This window comes from Kitasatospora sp. NPDC004745, assembly GCF_042873275.1.
Lineage (GTDB): Bacteria > Actinomycetota > Actinomycetes > Streptomycetales > Streptomycetaceae > Kitasatospora.
The window spans coordinates 127356-141521 of sequence record NZ_JBIALK010000023.1 but is presented as its reverse complement, the minus strand read 5'-3'; the positions used below and the strand labels follow the sequence as shown (position 1 = coordinate 141521).

11 protein-coding genes and 1 pseudogene are annotated in these 14166 nt (G+C 74.7%); 4 read left to right on the top strand and 8 right to left on the bottom strand.

Translation table 11 applies throughout. The features are described from left to right. Positions 1-3: 3 nt before the first annotated feature. The 3 genes from ACFYUY_RS30440 to ACFYUY_RS30430 are packed head-to-tail and all read right to left on the bottom strand — an operon-like array spanning position 4 to position 4369. A complete protein-coding gene (locus ACFYUY_RS30440; protein ID WP_360210273.1) occupies positions 4-1062 on the bottom strand; it encodes a MoxR family ATPase in 1059 nt (352 codons plus the stop codon). Then, complete coding sequence (locus tag ACFYUY_RS30435) at positions 1059-3143, bottom strand: hypothetical protein (protein WP_387905389.1); 2085 nt, start codon at positions 3141-3143, stop codon at positions 1059-1061. The genes ACFYUY_RS30440 and ACFYUY_RS30435 overlap by 4 nt, the downstream gene beginning before the upstream one ends. Next, the gene (locus tag ACFYUY_RS30430; protein ID WP_360210277.1) at positions 3140-4369 is read right to left on the bottom strand and encodes a hypothetical protein; all 1230 of its coding nucleotides are present in this window, start codon (positions 4367-4369) and stop codon (positions 3140-3142) included. Before ACFYUY_RS30430 ends, ACFYUY_RS30435 begins: the two co-directional genes overlap by 4 nt. A 413-nt stretch (positions 4370-4782) precedes the next feature. Between ACFYUY_RS30430 and ACFYUY_RS30425 the strand changes: the two genes are divergently transcribed. The 3 genes from ACFYUY_RS30425 (at position 4783) to ACFYUY_RS30415 (ending at position 7931) form a co-directional block, all read left to right on the top strand. Next, positions 4783-6648 carry an endonuclease/exonuclease/phosphatase family protein gene (locus tag ACFYUY_RS30425; RefSeq protein WP_387905386.1) on the top strand — a complete coding sequence of 622 codons (1866 nt, stop codon included), beginning with the start codon at positions 4783-4785 and terminating at the stop codon, positions 6646-6648. Positions 6649-6779: 131 nt separating this feature from the next. Beyond that, a complete protein-coding gene (locus ACFYUY_RS30420; RefSeq protein ID WP_387905383.1) occupies positions 6780-7292 on the top strand; it encodes a GNAT family N-acetyltransferase in 513 nt (170 codons plus the stop codon). Positions 7293-7364: 72 nt separating this feature from the next. Further along, positions 7365-7931 (top strand): DinB family protein, encoded by a 567-nt coding sequence (locus ACFYUY_RS30415; protein ID WP_387905382.1) that lies wholly within the window; start codon positions 7365-7367, stop codon positions 7929-7931. A gap of 74 nt (positions 7932-8005) precedes the next feature. Here the strand turns inward: ACFYUY_RS30415 and ACFYUY_RS30410 are convergent, their stop codons facing one another. Together ACFYUY_RS30410 and ACFYUY_RS30405 are read right to left on the bottom strand one after the other, a co-directional pair. Next, the gene (locus ACFYUY_RS30410; RefSeq protein WP_387905379.1) at positions 8006-9241 is read right to left on the bottom strand and encodes a GNAT family N-acetyltransferase; all 1236 of its coding nucleotides are present in this window, start codon (positions 9239-9241) and stop codon (positions 8006-8008) included. A gap of 176 nt (positions 9242-9417) precedes the next feature. Beyond that, a pseudogene (locus ACFYUY_RS30405) lies at positions 9418-10293 on the bottom strand (amidase); the annotation flags it as partial. 14 nt (positions 10294-10307) lie between these two features. Between ACFYUY_RS30405 and ACFYUY_RS30400 the strand changes: the two are divergent. After that, positions 10308-10916, top strand: coding sequence for a TetR/AcrR family transcriptional regulator (locus tag ACFYUY_RS30400; RefSeq protein ID WP_387905377.1), 609 nt, complete (start codon positions 10308-10310; stop codon positions 10914-10916). A gap of 53 nt (positions 10917-10969) precedes the next feature. Here ACFYUY_RS30400 and ACFYUY_RS30395 read toward each other — a convergent pair whose 3' ends face one another. The 3 genes from ACFYUY_RS30395 to ACFYUY_RS30385 all read right to left on the bottom strand — a co-directional run bounded on the left by ACFYUY_RS30395 (position 10970) and on the right by ACFYUY_RS30385 (position 14090). Further along, positions 10970-11740, bottom strand: coding sequence for a hypothetical protein (locus ACFYUY_RS30395; protein WP_360210291.1), 771 nt, complete (start codon positions 11738-11740; stop codon positions 10970-10972). Beyond that, the gene (locus ACFYUY_RS30390; RefSeq protein WP_360210293.1) at positions 11724-12953 is read right to left on the bottom strand and encodes a hypothetical protein; all 1230 of its coding nucleotides are present in this window, start codon (positions 12951-12953) and stop codon (positions 11724-11726) included. Before ACFYUY_RS30390 ends, ACFYUY_RS30395 begins: the two co-directional genes overlap by 17 nt. Before the next feature lie 285 nt (positions 12954-13238). After that, positions 13239-14090, bottom strand: a complete 852-nt coding sequence (locus ACFYUY_RS30385; protein WP_360210295.1) for a LysR family transcriptional regulator — start codon at positions 14088-14090, stop codon at positions 13239-13241. Positions 14091-14166: the final 76 nt, after the last annotated feature.

The following is a 14166-nucleotide window of genomic DNA, read 5'->3' as shown; positions in this document are numbered from 1 at the left end:
CCGTCACGGCGTCACGGGCCCGTTCAGCCGCTGGAGCACGGTGTCGAGGAAGCGCGAGCGGTCCTCGGGGCTGGTCCAGGCGCCGCTGAGGCGGAGTTGGACGGCGTTGAGCAGCTGGTCGGTGGCGAGGTCGCCGCCGCGCCGCCGGGTGAGGAACTCCCGGACCAGGTCGGCGTGTTCCTGGCCCTCGGCCGGTGCCAGGCCGAGCCGTTCGCAGAGGATGCGGGTGAGCTTGTCCTCGTCCGGCGGCTCCAGGTGGAGCTGGATGCAGCGGCGCAGGAACGGCGGCGGGAAGTCCCGCTCGCCGTTGCTGGTGAAGAGGACGACCGGGAACGCGCGGCAGCGCACCCGCCCGTTCTCGACCAGCGCGGTGACCGTGGGGTCGTCGTGGGTGCCGACGCGTGCCCGCGGCCGGTCGGCGGCGACCCGGGCGAGCTCGGGGATCTCGAACGACCCCTCCTCGAGGACGGTGAGGAGGTCGCCCGGCAGGTCGATGTCGCTCTTGTCGATCTCGTCGACGAGCAGGACCCGTGGCGTGTCCGCCGGGAGGAGGGCCGTCCCTAGCGGGCCGAGGCGCAGGTACCGGGCGATGTCGCCCGCTCCGGGCGCGGTGGCGCCGCCCGGGTCCGGCGCCCGCTCCGGGCCGCCCGCGGCCAGGTGGCGCAGGTTGGCGTCGTGCAGCCGACCGATCGCGTCGTAGTGGTAGAGGCCGTCGCGCAGGCTGCTCCGGCTGGTCACCGGCCAGTGCAGGACGGGGCCGAGGCCCAGGTCGGCGGCGATGCTGTGCGCCAGCGTCGACTTGCCGACGCCCGGCTTCCCGGTGACCAGGAGCGGCCGGCGCAGGTAGAGCGCGGTGTTGACGGCCTCGGTCTCGGCGCGCTCCGGCACGTAGCCGGCCCCGCGGCGCACGGTGTCCCGCCAGGCCTCGCCCGTGGTGTCCGGCGGGGGCCGGTCGGGGTCGGGGACGCCGCTGTAGGTCCGCCACGGGGGCTGCCGCCCGGCCAGCCGGTCGAGCCTGTCCCGGGCCGTCCCCTCGCCCTGGTAGATCCACCAGTCGTTCACCGCTCGCTCGTCCTCTCGTCCGCGCGGGGCGTCACGCCCGCGAACCGCTGTTCGGGTATCCGGTCCGGGTCGTCCCACAGGAGGGCGAGCGGGCGGCCGTCCGGCCACCGGCGCCGCCTGCGGACGGTCAGGGGGAGCTCGCGGACGTCGCGGCAGGCCAGCGAGGTGCCGGTGTCGGTGGCGCCGCTGCCGGTGGCGGCTCCGGTGGTGGCGGGGCGGGCCGCCGGTCGCGGCCAGACGGCGATCGGCACCCCCGCGTCGAGGACAGCCTCCAGGGTGCCGTCGACGTACGGCTCGGAGACCTCGGCGAGCACGGCGACCGGCGACGACTCCTTCTGGAGGAGCAGTCCGAGCTCCTCGCAGACGTCCTGGTCGCGGACCCGGTGGACCGCGGCCGACTGCTCGCCGCCGTGGACCTTGAACCAGCGCCACTTCTGCCGCCACGACTCGGCGGAGGTCCCCACCCGCTCGTCCGGGCAGCGCAGGACGACCTCGTAGTGGTCGCCGAGTTCGCGGGCCGGCCGGCCGGGGCGGCCGAGCGGCAGTCGCCAGGACTCGAAGGCCTCGCCGAGCAGCGGATAGGGGACGTCGAACTCGATCCGGCCGAGCGGGGCGCCCGTCCGGCCCGGGGAGGCGAGCAGCGATCGGAGCTGCTCGGTGAGGTGGTCGCGGACCTCCGCCAGGGGCAACGGGCGGTCGGACTCCCAGAGGCTGCGGAACCCGGCCGCGGCCTCGTGGAACCACATCCGGACCCAGTAGCGGTCACCGGCCAGGCTGTCCTCGGTCAGCTTCACGTGCAGCTCCGGCCCCTCGGTGGGCCGTGGCGGCGCGGGCGGGACCGCGGGGGTGCGCGTCCTCGTCACGGTGCCGTCGATCCAGGAGTCGGCGCGCCGGGCCCACGGCCGGTCGTCGCTCCAGGCCGCCAGGTGCCGGAGGAAGGCCGGCACCAGGTGCGGGCGGGCGGGGTTGCCGTGGCGTTGGTCGAGGTCGCGGACGATGTCGAGCAGCTGGGTGGAGGGCAGGGCCCGGGACGGCGGGGCGGCGCAGCCCCCGACCTCGAAGGCCCAGCGGTAGGCGTCGTAGGTGTGGTCGGGGAGCCGGCGCCCCGCGAGCAGGGCGCCGAGTCCGTTCCAGGCCTGCTGGTCGAGGCGGGCGGCCTCGGCGGACGGGCGGGGGGCCGTCCAGCGGTCGCCGAGGACCGGGGACCCGTCCCATCCGCGGTCGACCAGGAACTCGGGGTGCTGCCCGCCGGCGCCGGCCGCCCGGCTCAGCGCGAAGTCGGCCTGGACGGCGCGGGCGATGCCGGGCAGCCCGTGGACGACCTCGCCGAGGCCGCGGCCGGCGAACTTCCCGAGCAGGCTCTCGGTGAACCGTCCGGCGCCCCGTTCGGCGTCGTTCCGCGCCTGCTCGGCGGCCCGGCTCGCGTACAGCACGAACTGGCGCCGGTCGGGGTCGGTGGTCGCGCCGCCGTACTCCGTGGTCCCGAAGGTGTACGCGGACAGCGGCCGTTCGTCGATCCGGCAGGCGTCGGCGATCGCGACCTGGTGGCGGAAGCGGCCCGGGGGTGCGCTGCCGGACCGCCACCAGCGCAGCGCGGAACCGAGGTTGAGGTGGCTCGTCCGCTGCTCGGTGGCGTCGGTGTAGGGGAGCATCAGCCGGTCCGTGCCGTCCAGGAACCCGTGGCCGGCCCAGTAGATCCACAGCAGGTCGCCGTCCCGGGCGGGGAGTTCACGGAAGAGCACGCGCAGGACGTTGGCCTCCGTGGCGGCCTCGACGGGGAGTGCGCCGTCCGCGGGGTTCGGCGCCCCGGCGGGGTGCGCGCCGCCGACGGGAAACGGCGCCCCGGCGGGGTACGCGCCTGCGGCGGGCGCGTGGCGGCCGGCCGGGGCCGACAGCAGCAGCCGGACGTTGGCGGCCGGCAGGCCAGCGCACCGGGTGAGCCAGTCGGCGATCCGGGCGGCGTCCCGCCCCGCGCCCGGAAGGTCCCAGTCGGGGCCGGTGTCATAGGTCTCGACGCCCACGACGAGGGCGTGCACCCGGTGCGGCGGGAACTCCGGCAGTGCGTCGAACGGTCCGGTCACCGCAGGGCCTTGGTCTCCTCGGCGATCCGGTCGTACACGTCGTCGATCTTCCAGTAGGCGCTGTGGCAGACCGGGAACGGCTGGCGGCTGTCGATCTCGTGGTCGACGACCTGGTCCGCCCCGGCGAAGACCGGCCGCGCCCGGAAGGCGAGCAGGTCGTTCCGGTCGAAGACGTTCAGCCAGCGGGGGAAGCCGGCCGGCAGGGGAGCGCCCGTGGGCAGCCCGGTGAGGGCGCCGAGCTCGTGCAGGAACGGGGCCTGCGAGCCGACCGTCACCAGCAGGCGGACGTCGCCCAGCGGCTTCCCGCGGAGGGCGGCGAGGGCGAGCAGGTCGACGAGGGCGACACCGCCCAGGCTGTGGCCGATCAGCACGGTGGGACCGTCGGAGGCGGTGACGTGCGCGGCCAGGGTGTCGCGCAGCGGTCCGCCCTTGGCCTGGTAGCGCAGGATGTCGCCCAGCACCGGGACGGAGCCCGCGGTGAGGCGGCCCCGGCCGTGGTCGAGCCACGGTTGCGGGGTCATCCGCAGCGCCGTCGCGCCGAGGAGCCTGGCCGCCCTGCCGACCACTCCGCGGCCGGTGCCGCCGAGGGCGCTCGTCAGGAGCTCGACGAGGCGGTCCCGCTCGGCTCCGGTGCAGAGGGTCGACTCCGCGTGCAGGGAGAGCAGTCGGGCGACGACGGCCCGGCCGGCGGCCGTGACCAGATCGCCGGCGGCGGCCGCGGTGGTGGCCTCGCACGCGCCCCGGAACTCCTCCGACGCGCCCACGGTGTCCAGTGCGGACGGGTACGAGCCGTCGAGGCCGGTGGCGTGCAGGAGCAGGGCGAGTTCGCTCCCGGCCTCCGGGTGCCGGGGGAGTGCGGCGAGCAGGTCGGCGGTCTGGAAGCCGGCCGCGCGGACGCCGGGCATCCCCCGGCCGGCCTGCTCCGGTCCGAGCGCGGCGATCAGGCGCAGCTCGTACAGCGGGTCGACGAGCAGCAACTGCCACTCGGCCGTCGCGCGGTCGGGCGGGGTGGCCGTGGTGCCCGGGTGTCCGGCCGGGCCGGACGGCGGGAAGCCGGGCACCGAGGCGCCGGCGTGGGCGAGGCTCGCCCCGTGTTCGTCGCCCCAGTAACAGGAGTCGACGGCCGCCGTCGGGAACCGCCGGCCCAGTCGCTCGGCGACGAGGCCGAACAGGAGGTCGTGGCGCTCGCGCCGGACGCCAGTGCCGTGAACGAAAACGAACCGCACGTGTGTCTTCCCCTCAGTTCCGCCCCCGGGGACCGAGGGTAGCGGCTCGGGGCGGGTGCTGATCGGTGGTCAGGAAATCCCGGCCGGCCGGTGGCCGGGGCCGGGCGGCCGGGGCCATCGCGGTGGCGTCCGGATCGTCACAGGAGGCCGGATTGTCCCGATCGGCCGCTGTGAGGAGTGCGAAAGTTCACCGTCAAGGTCTTGTCGCGTCATTTTCTACGCGCGTATCTTTGGGTCGCTGCGGGGGGCGGGTGACCGACTCCTGCTCTCTCTACGCGGGTAGCGCACGTTTTGCGCGCATCCGCCCGACCCTCCGTCACGAACCGGCGGCCCCACGCGCGCCGGCCCCCGTGCCACCCCCGACCGTCGCGCCGAACCCACATGCCGCGCGACGAGCTAGGAGTCATGCTCCGGTGACCACCGCCGCTCCCGCCCCCCGTCCCCGCCGGGCCCTGCTGCGCGCCGCGATCCTGCCGGCCGGTCTGGCCGCCTCGCTGGTGCTCGTCCCGCTCCCGGCCGCCTTCGCCGCCGGCCCGGCCGCGCCGACCGAGGCCGGGCCGCTGCGCATCCACGACGTCCAGGGCACCACCCGGATATCCCCGCAGGCCGGCAAGCCCGTCACCGGCGTGCCCGGCATCGTCACCGGCGTGCGCGCGTACGGCAGTTCCAAGGGCTTCTGGATCCAGGACCCGAACCCCGACGCCGACCCGGCCACCAGCGAGGGCGTCTTCGTCTTCACCGGCGGCAACCCGACCGTGAAGGTCGGCGACTCCGTCCTCGTCAGCGGCAAGGTCACCGAGTACTACCCGAGCTTCTCGGGCGGCTCGCAGTCCGTCACCGAGATCACCGGCCCCGCCGTCACCGTGGTCTCCTCCGGCAACCCGCTGCCGGCCCCGGTGGTCGTGGACACCCGCAACATCCCCGGCACCTACGCCCCCACGGCCGGCGCCGACGGCAGCATCGACCAGGTGGCGCTCAACCCGGAGAAGTACGCGCTGGACTTCTACGAGTCGCTCGAGGGCATGCTCGTCGAGGTCAAGGACGTCCGGGTCGTCCAGGCCACGGACAAGTACAACGAGCTGTGGGTCGCCGCCGACAAGCAGGACCAGCGCAGCAAGCGCGGCGGCGTGCTCTACGAGTCGTACGCCGAGCCCAACGTCGGCCGGCTGATGGTGCAGCAGCAGGCCGCCGTCTCCCAGCAGCCCTTCCCGGTCGCCAACGTGGGCGACGTGCTGACGGGCACCACCAGCGGCCCGCTGGACTACAACCAGTTCGGCGGCTACACCCTCGTCGCCGGCACGATGGGCGCGCTGCAGGACAACCACCTCCAGCGCGAGGTCACCGCGAAGGCGAGCGACCGCGAACTCACCCTCGCCACCTACAACGTGGAGAACCTGGCCCCCGGCAACCCGGACTCCAAGTTCGCCGAGCTCGCCCAGGGCGTCGTCACCAACCTGCGCTCGCCCGACGTCGTCGCCCTGGAGGAGATCCAGGACGACAACGGCAGCAAGAGCGACGGCACGGTCGACGCGAGCCAGACCGTCGCCAAGTTCATCGCCGCGATCAAGGCGGCCGGCGGCCCGGCCTACGACTGGCGCTCGATCGACCCGCAGGACGGCAAGGACGGCGGCGAGCCCGGCGGCAACATCCGTCAGGTCTTCCTCTTCAACCCGCAGCGGGTCTCCTTCACGGACATCGCCGGCGGCACCGCCACCACCGCCGTCGGCGTGGCCGGCACCGGCGCCGACACCGCGCTGACCGCCTCGCCCGGCCGGATCGAGCCGAACGACGAGGCGTGGACGAACAGCCGCAAGCCGCTGGTCGGGCAGTTCAGCTTCCGCGGCCAGAAGGTCTTCGTGATCGCCAACCACTTCAACAGCAAGGGCGGCGACCAGGGCATCGACAGCCGCTTCCAGGCCCCGGCCCGCAGCTCCGAGGTGCAGCGCGTCAAGCAGGCCACCATCGAGCAGGCCTTCGTCGCCAAGCTGCTGGCCGCCGACAAGGAAGCGCGCGTCGTCTCCCTCGGCGACTTCAACGACTACCAGTTCTCGCCCGCGCTGGCCGCCCTCACCAAGGACGGCGTGCTGCGCGACCTGGTCAACGAGCTGCCGGAGACCGAGCAGTACTCCTACGTCTACCAGGGCAACTCGCAGGTGCTCGACCACATCCTGGTCAGCCCCGAGGTCGGCTACGCCAAGTACGACGTGGTGCACATCAACGCCGAGTTCGCCGAGCAGGCGAGCGACCACGACCCGCAGGTGGTCCGCATCAAGCCCTGACCGGGCACCCCGCCCGGCCCGCCGTGACCGGGCACCCCTTCCCGGCAGGCCCGGGCTGACCCCGGGCTATCCTGCCGTGGTCGGCGGCGACCACCGCCGACCACGGCAACGGGCCACGGGGGATCGAGCGGATGCGGTACCGGATCGAACGGATCGGGGTCGAGGACTGGCAGCGCCTGCGGGAGGTGCGGCTGGCCCAGCTGCTCGACTTCCCGATGGCCTTCGGCGAGACCCACGAGGCCGCCCTCTCGCTGGGCGAGGCCGACTGGCGGGCCCGCGCGGCGGGGCTGGCGCAGCCGGACCGGGTCGGCCTGGTCGCGGTGGACACCGACGGCGCGTGGGTCGGCACGATGCTGGCCGTCCCCGAGGAGGATCAGCCCGCCACCGTCGTCCTGATCGGCGTCTGGACGGCGCCCGCGCACCGCGGCCGCGAGCACGGCGCCACCGACGCCCTCCTGGACGCGATCATCGACTGGGCCCGCACCGAGGGCGGCGCGAAGCGGATGCTGCTCGGCGTCCATGAGGCGAACGACCGCGCCGCGGCCTTCTACCTGCGCCGCGGATTCACCCACACCGGTGGCGCGAAGCCCTACACGCTGGACCCGCGGGCCCGGATCCTGGAGATGGTCCTCCCGCTGGACTGACCGCCGGCGGCCGCGCCCCGCCCCGGGAAGACCCGGTGGCGGACGCCGTGGGCACCGGCGATCATCGCGCGCATGAGCGACGACGCACCCGAGCGGTGGACCAGGGCGACGATCCACCCCGACATGTGGGCCGACCCGGACGACGACCCCCGCGACAACGGCGGGGCCGGTGAGATCGAAGGCGAAGCCGCCACCCTGCAGCGCTTCCTGACGAACTACCGGATCACCCTGCGGATGAAGTGCGAGGGCCTGGACGCGGAGCAGCTGGCCCGCCGGGCGGTGCCGCCGTCCACGATGTCCCTGCTCGGCCTGGTCCGCCACCTCGCCGAGGTGGAGCGGGACTGGCGGACCTGGCTGGACGACGCGGAGCCGCTGCCGAAGCTCTACGGCGCGCGTGACGCGGACTTCGACGGCGCGGTCGGCGACCGGGCCGTGGTCGACGCCGCGTTCGCCGACCTGGAGCGCGAACAGGCGGCGACCGACGCGGCGTTGGCCCCGTTCGACGACCTGGGTGCGCGACTGGTGAGGGACGGCATCGCGGTGCGCGAGCTGCTGGTGCACCGGATCGACGAGTACGCCCGCCACTGCGGCCACGCCGACCTGCTGCGCGAATGCGTCGACGGCCGCGTCGGCCAGTGAGACCGCCCGGCGGCCGGTGAGCCGTGAGGGCGGGCCCTGCCCCCACGGACCAGCGGCCCGCCCCGCCTGCGGGGTCAGAACCAGTGCAGGCAGTGCGGCGGGCGCTCGGCGCGGAAGAGGGCGTCGGCGAGGTCGGCGGCGCCCGGCCGGTGTTCGAGCACGTGCCCGGCGCGCACCAGGGTGCTGGGGGCGGTGCCGCCGAGGTAGACCGCGCCCAGGTCGCGGACGTCCAGGGACAGGTCGGGCTCGCGGTCGGTCGGCACGCACGTGGCCCGGCCGCCGCGGACGGTGAGCAGGTGGCGGCCGTGCTCGCCCAGGAACGGGTCGTCGACGTCGAGGACGAGCTCGCCGTCGGTCGGCCAGCCGCGGGCGGTCAGGGCGCGCGGCACGTCCAGCAGACGCACCCAGAGCCAGTCGGTGTGCTTGCCCGGCTGGCCGGCGGCGTAGTCCGCGAGCTGCCAGCGCAGCGGGTGCGCGGGCGGGACGTGCTTGAACACGACCTCGGACACCAGGTCGTGCCCGAGCACGAACCGGGCCAGCGCCGTGTGGACGGCGTCGTCGGCGGCGATCGTCTCGTCGACCGTCAGGACGCGGCCGTCGCCGACCAGGTAGCTGGCGTAGCCGTCCGGGACGCCGTCCGCATCGCGGTGCACGGCGACGTGGCGCTTCGCCGGGGCGATCGGGGGCTTCCCCGCGCCCAGCTGCCACCAGCGGTGCGGCCGGGACAGCGCGCCGGGCTGCGCGCGGCGGTAGCGGTCGTACACCGCCTCCAGGACGTCCCCGCAGGCGGAGCGCGCCAGCACCTCGACGGATCCGGCGTCCGCGCCGCCCGCCGCGCCGCCGGCCCGGCCGCGTGCCCTGGACGGGGCGAGGGCGGCCCGGTGGTGCGGCACGGTCAGCTGTTCCGTGTACGTCGCGCAGCCGTAGCCGAACCTGCCGTAGATGGTGGCCTCGGAGGCCGTCAGGACCGACAGGACCTCCCCGCGGGCCCGCAGGTCGGCGAGCTGGCGGCGCATCATCGCGGTGAGCACGCCGCGGCGCCGGTGCGAGGGCAGCACGCCGACGGCCGTCACCCCGGAGACGGGGACGATGGCGCCGCCGGGCAGGGTGAGTTCGAAGGAGTACGCGCCGGCGGTGGCGACGGGGCGACCGTCCGCCTCCACCGCGAACAGGCCGCGGTCCATCTCGTACGCCGCCCACCAGCCCCCGTGCCCGGGCTCGACGGGGGGCTCGGGGAAGAACCCGAACGCGGCGTGGAGCGTGTCGACGAAGACGTCGCGGTCCTGTTCGGTGGTGGGACGGATCTCCATCGCTGCGCTGTCTCCCCGGGGTGCCGGCACCACGACCTGTGGTGTCCCGCCACAGTGCACCGCCGCGGACCGGCCCGGTCAAACGGATTTCGGCCGTCGGTGCCGCGGTCGCCCCCGGGGCCGCAGCCCCCCGCCGTAGCCCCTGCGCCGTAGCCCCCCGCCCGCCGCCCGTGCGGTCAGGCGTCGTGGGCGGTGCCCGCCCACACGGCCGGGGTCCGCCCGGCCCAGGGGGCCGCTCGTTCCAGCTGTCCGGCGAGCCGGAAGAGGAGGTCCTCGCGCCCGTACCCGGCGGCGAACTGGACGCCGAGCGGCAGGCCGGTGGCCGGGTCGCTCTCCAGGGGGACGGACATCGCGGGGGTGCCCGCGACGTTGAACGGGGCGGTGAAGGGCGAGCGGTGGAGGAGCTGCGCGGTCCAGCCGAGGCCGTCGGCCCCCTCGGCCCCGTCGGCGTAGGTGCCCAGGGGGACGGGCGGTTCGGGCAGGGTCGGGGTGAGCAGCAGGTCGTGGTCGGTGAAGCGGCGGCCGATCGCGCGCGCCACGTCGTTGCGCATCGCGAGCGCGCGGACGAACTCGGTGCCGCTGACCCGCCGGCCGAAGGCGTAGGCGGCCAGCATCTCGGGTTCCAGGGTGGTGGGGTCGACGGGCCGGTCGAAGGCCGCGGCGAAGTCGTCGATCCACGTCACCAGGTTGGTGCTCCAGAGCCGGGCGTTGGCCAGGACGAACTCCTCCCAGTCGACGCCGAGGTCGACCCTGACCTCCTCCACCCGGTGCCCCAGGGACTCGGCGAGCCGTGCCGAGCGCAGCGTGGCCTCGACGACGGCGCCGTCGACGGCGCGACCGCCCCAGGGCCGGGTGAGGAGGCCGATCCGCAGGCTGCCCGGGTCGCGGGCGACCTCCTCGGAGTAGGGCCGTTCCGGCCGGGGCGCGGTGTACGGGTCACCGGCCTCGGGGCCGTGGACGAGGTCCAGCAGGGTGGCGCTGTCGCGCACCGAGCGGCTGAGGACGCCGTGGACGGCGAGCCCGTTGAAGACCTCGTCGGCGTCGGGGCCCATATCGAACGGCGAACATGGACAGGGCCGGCAGACAGAGCAGGGTGGCCAAACTGCCGCCCCGGGAGCGGATCCTCGACGCGGCGGAGGAGCTCTTCTCGCGCGAGGGGATCAGGGCGGTGGGCGTCCAGGCGATCGCCGACCGGGCCGAGACCACCAAGATGGCGCTCTACCGCCACTTCGCGACCAAGGACGCGCTGGTCGAGGAGTGGCTGCGGATCGTCGCGGCCGACTACACCGCCGCGTTCGACCGGCTGGCGCAGGCCCACCCCGACGACCCCCGGGCGCAGATCCTCGGACTGGCCCGGTTCATCGCCGACGGACTCCCCGGGATCTCCCACCGGGGCTGCCCGTTCATCAACTCCGTGGCGGAGCTGCCCGACCGCACCCACCCGGCGCGCCGGCTGATCGAGGCCCACAAGGTGCGTCAGCTGCGCCGGCTCACCGACCTGTGCGTCCGGGCCGGGCTGCCCGATCCGCAGGACACGGCGGCGGAGCTCACCTTCCTCCTCGAAGGGGCCCAGGTGAGCGTCCAGAACGGGAGCGTCGAGCGCGCGGGCGAGCGGCTGATGAGGATCGTCGAAGCCGTCCTGGACCGCCACCCGGCCGCCGGGCCCACCGGCTGAGGGGCGGGCCCCGGCGGCCCGGCCGGGCGAAACCGGCGGTCAGGGGCCGCAGTTCAGACGGGCGGCAGCAGATCGCTCCCGCTGACGGTGTACGTCAGCGGGGGGTAGACGAAGTCCGTCTCCTGGTTCTCGCGGCGCCGCAGCCGGTAGAACTCGCGCTGCTGCTCCTCGTCGGCCTGAACGAGGCGCGCCCCCTGCGGGAGGTACGGATGCCCGTCCCGGAACCGCAGCGAGGTCCTCGAGGTCCGGAAGGTCACGCCCAGCCACTGGTTGTCCGCCGCCCCGGCGGGCGCGTCCAGGACGATCCGGTGCCTGAGCCGACGGTTCGCGTCGACGGAGAACGCGACGACACCGTGGTGGGTGAGCGGGACCTCGAACCTCTCGCCCCCGGGCCCCTTCGACTCGAAGACCAGCTTCCTCGGCGGGCCCGCGTCGGGGTGCCGGTAGCAGGAGAGGACGGCGACGAACGACCCGTCGGCCAGGTCGAGGGCCTGGTCGGAGTGGCCGCCCATGGTCCGGTAGGCGTTCGTGTAGCACTCGACGAGGGCGTTGTCGAAGTCCACCGGGAGGTCCGCGTGTTCCCGGATCCGCCGGGCCAGCCGCTCGTGCACCGCCCGGAACCGCTGCGCCGGGCGGACGTAGCGCGTGGTGGTGCGGACGAGCGGCACGCCGCCCGACTCGTCGACCCTGGTGAGCGTGGCGCCGCGCCGGCCCTTCCCGAGGTCCTCCAGCCGGGCCGACGCGGACAGCTCCGCGAAGAGGTCCTCCTCCGCGGGGAGCGTGCAGGAGAGGATCCCGTCCGGGAGGCTAGAGGTTGGGGGCACCGTAGTCTCCCGCGTTCATGCTGAAGAGGAACTCCCGGCCGTAGTCGACGAAGGCCGAGGTGCGGTTCTCCTCGGCGTACAGCCGGCGCAGCTCGTCCATTCCGGCCGGGGTGGACGGCTCCAGCGGCACCGGGCCCCCGGGCGTCTTGAGGAACGTCCGGCCGTCCCGGTGGACGGCTTCGGTGCTCGAACAGCGCACCACGTAGCCCAGACGGGTCGGGAGCAGCTCGGCGTCCAGCGCCGAGGGCCGGATCTCGTGGGTGTACAGGCGGTTGGTGGACAGCGGCATGAAGAACACGGAGCCGGGGTGGAGGGTGAGGGTGAACTGCGGCGGGAGCGCGGGCCCGTCCGGCCCGCCGGCCTGCTCCTTGAGGCGGAAGTGGAGCCTGGTCAGCCCGCTGGTGCCCTTCACGCCGTGGTCGAAGGCGTCGTCGGGCAGGGGCTGCAGCCGGTCGAGCCGGTCGTAGAAGGTGCAGAAGGCCATGATGCCGTTGACGGGCATGTCCTTGGTCTTGTCGGCGTGGGACGAGATCCTGGCCTTGGACTGCCTGCGCTCCGCCGTGGCACGGGTGTTGTGGTAGATCTGCGCGAGGACGTGGTTCAGCGGTGCCTGGCCGCGGAAGACGTCGGCGGCCTCGCGGTTCAGCGCCTCCACGATGTGCGTGTCGGTCGGGCGGAAGTTCTCCGTCGGTCCGGAGAGGTTCGTGGAGCACCGGAGCAGCCGGAAGTGCAGTTCGTCCCGGTCCTGCGTGACGGGCGTCAGGTAGATCCCGCTGCGGTGGGCCGTTCCGGGCTTGGTGGACTCGGTCAGGGACTGGAACGCGTGCTCGGCACGGATCCGTCCGAAGTGGTCGGCGTCGGGCTCGAAGAAGCGCGGGTAGTACACGCCGATGCCGTGCACGCGGACGGGGACCCGGCCGAGGCCGACGGGCGTCCACGGTGCGTCGGCGTCCCCGCGGTAGCCGTGCGACAGCTCCCGGACGACGAACACCCGGGCGGCCGCGCGCAGTCGGTGACGGCTGGTTCCCGACACGTCGCCGCAGAGGTAGACGGTCCTCCCCGCGAGGTCGGCCGCGCCCGCGGCGAGCTCCTCCGGCGTGATCGTGGACCCGAAGAACCCCCTGAGCACCTCGTGGTCCTGCAGCTCCGGGGGCGCGACCAGGACGGTCCCCGAGTCCTCGATGCGGGCTTCCGCCGGCTCTGTCGTGTGCATCGAACGGTCCCTGTCGTGCGCGGGCGGTGTGGATCTCCCACGACCGCGGACATGGCAATGGCCCGCACTCCGCCCTTCACCCCGCGGGGCGTGGACGGCAGGAGACGGACCGTTGGACCCCGATGCTCTCACGGGCCCCGACGGCGGGCAACGGGGTTCCGCACCGGCGACCGCCGGGCGCGGTGGCGGCCCGGCGGCTGCACCGCCGGGCCGCCACGCGCCTCGCTCCGGCCCGGGCAGCCGAGCCGGGCCACCTCGGCCGAGGCATGGGGGATCCACCGGGAACTACCGGAGGCGGGTCGCCGTCCGGACGAGGTCGGCGACGGCTCGGGACCGGCTGTGCGGCGGCCAGGCGATCACCGTGGTGACCTTCGGCGCGTCCAGTACGGGGACGGCGGCGAGGTCACCGTGCAGTCGGTCCCGGCACGACTCCGGTGAGACCGCGCAGGCGCGGCCGAGCGCGACGAGCTGCAGCAGCTGCGCGTGGTCGCGGACCTGCGGGCCGGGCCCGGGCGGGTAGCTGCCGTCGGGGGCGGGCCAGCGCGGCAGGGGCAGGCCGGGCAGCCCGGTGATGTCGGCCATGTGCACATGGGGCCGGACGGTGAGCGGATGCCCGGCCGGCAGGACCACGACCTGGCCCTCCGTGCCGAGTTCCTCGGTGTGAAACCCGGCCGTCGAGTCGTACGGCCGGTGCAGCAGCGCCACGTCGGCCCGGCCCTCGCGCAGCAGTCGTTCCTGCTCGGCCGGACCGCACAGGAGGACCTCGACGGCGGCGGCGCCGGGTTCGGCGGCGTACGCGTCCAGCAGCTCCGCCAGCAGTTCGCGGGACGCGCTGGCCTTCGTGACCAGGACCAGGCCGGGGCGGCCGGCCGGGGGAAGAGCGGCGCGGCGGGTCCGGCGCTCGGCCGCTTCGACCGCGTCGAGGGCCGCCCGGCCCTCGGTCAGCAGCACCGAGCCGGCTTCGGTGAGCGTGACGGTGCGGCTGGTCCGGTCCAGCAGCGCCGCCCCGAGCCGGCGTTCGAGCTGCCGGATCGCCCGTGACAGCGGCGGCTGCGCGATCCCGAGCCGCTGCGCGGCGCGCCCGAAGTGCAACTCCTCGGCGACGGCGACGAAGTAGCGCAGTTCCCTGGTCTCCATCCGGCCACGGTACTCCGGATCGATACCTGGAGGGTATCGATGCCCACCCGATCGGTCTTGGACCCCGGCCGGGGTC

Excerpts from the sequence above, each read along its gene's own strand:
- ACFYUY_RS30420 (WP_387905383.1), top strand. The coding sequence starts at position 6,780 with ATGCGGTACCGGATCGAACGGATCGGGGTCGAGGACTGGCAGCGCCTG.
- ACFYUY_RS30415 (WP_387905382.1), top strand. The coding sequence starts at position 7,365 with ATGAGCGACGACGCACCCGAGCGGTGGACCAGGGCGACGATCCACCCC.
- ACFYUY_RS30410 (WP_387905379.1), bottom strand. The coding sequence starts at position 9,241 with ATGGAGATCCGTCCCACCACCGAACAGGACCGCGACGTCTTCGTCGAC.
- ACFYUY_RS30400 (WP_387905377.1), top strand. The coding sequence starts at position 10,308 with ATGGACAGGGCCGGCAGACAGAGCAGGGTGGCCAAACTGCCGCCCCGG.
- ACFYUY_RS30390 (WP_360210293.1), bottom strand. The coding sequence starts at position 12,953 with ATGCACACGACAGAGCCGGCGGAAGCCCGCATCGAGGACTCGGGGACC.
- ACFYUY_RS30385 (WP_360210295.1), bottom strand. The coding sequence starts at position 14,090 with ATGGAGACCAGGGAACTGCGCTACTTCGTCGCCGTCGCCGAGGAGTTG.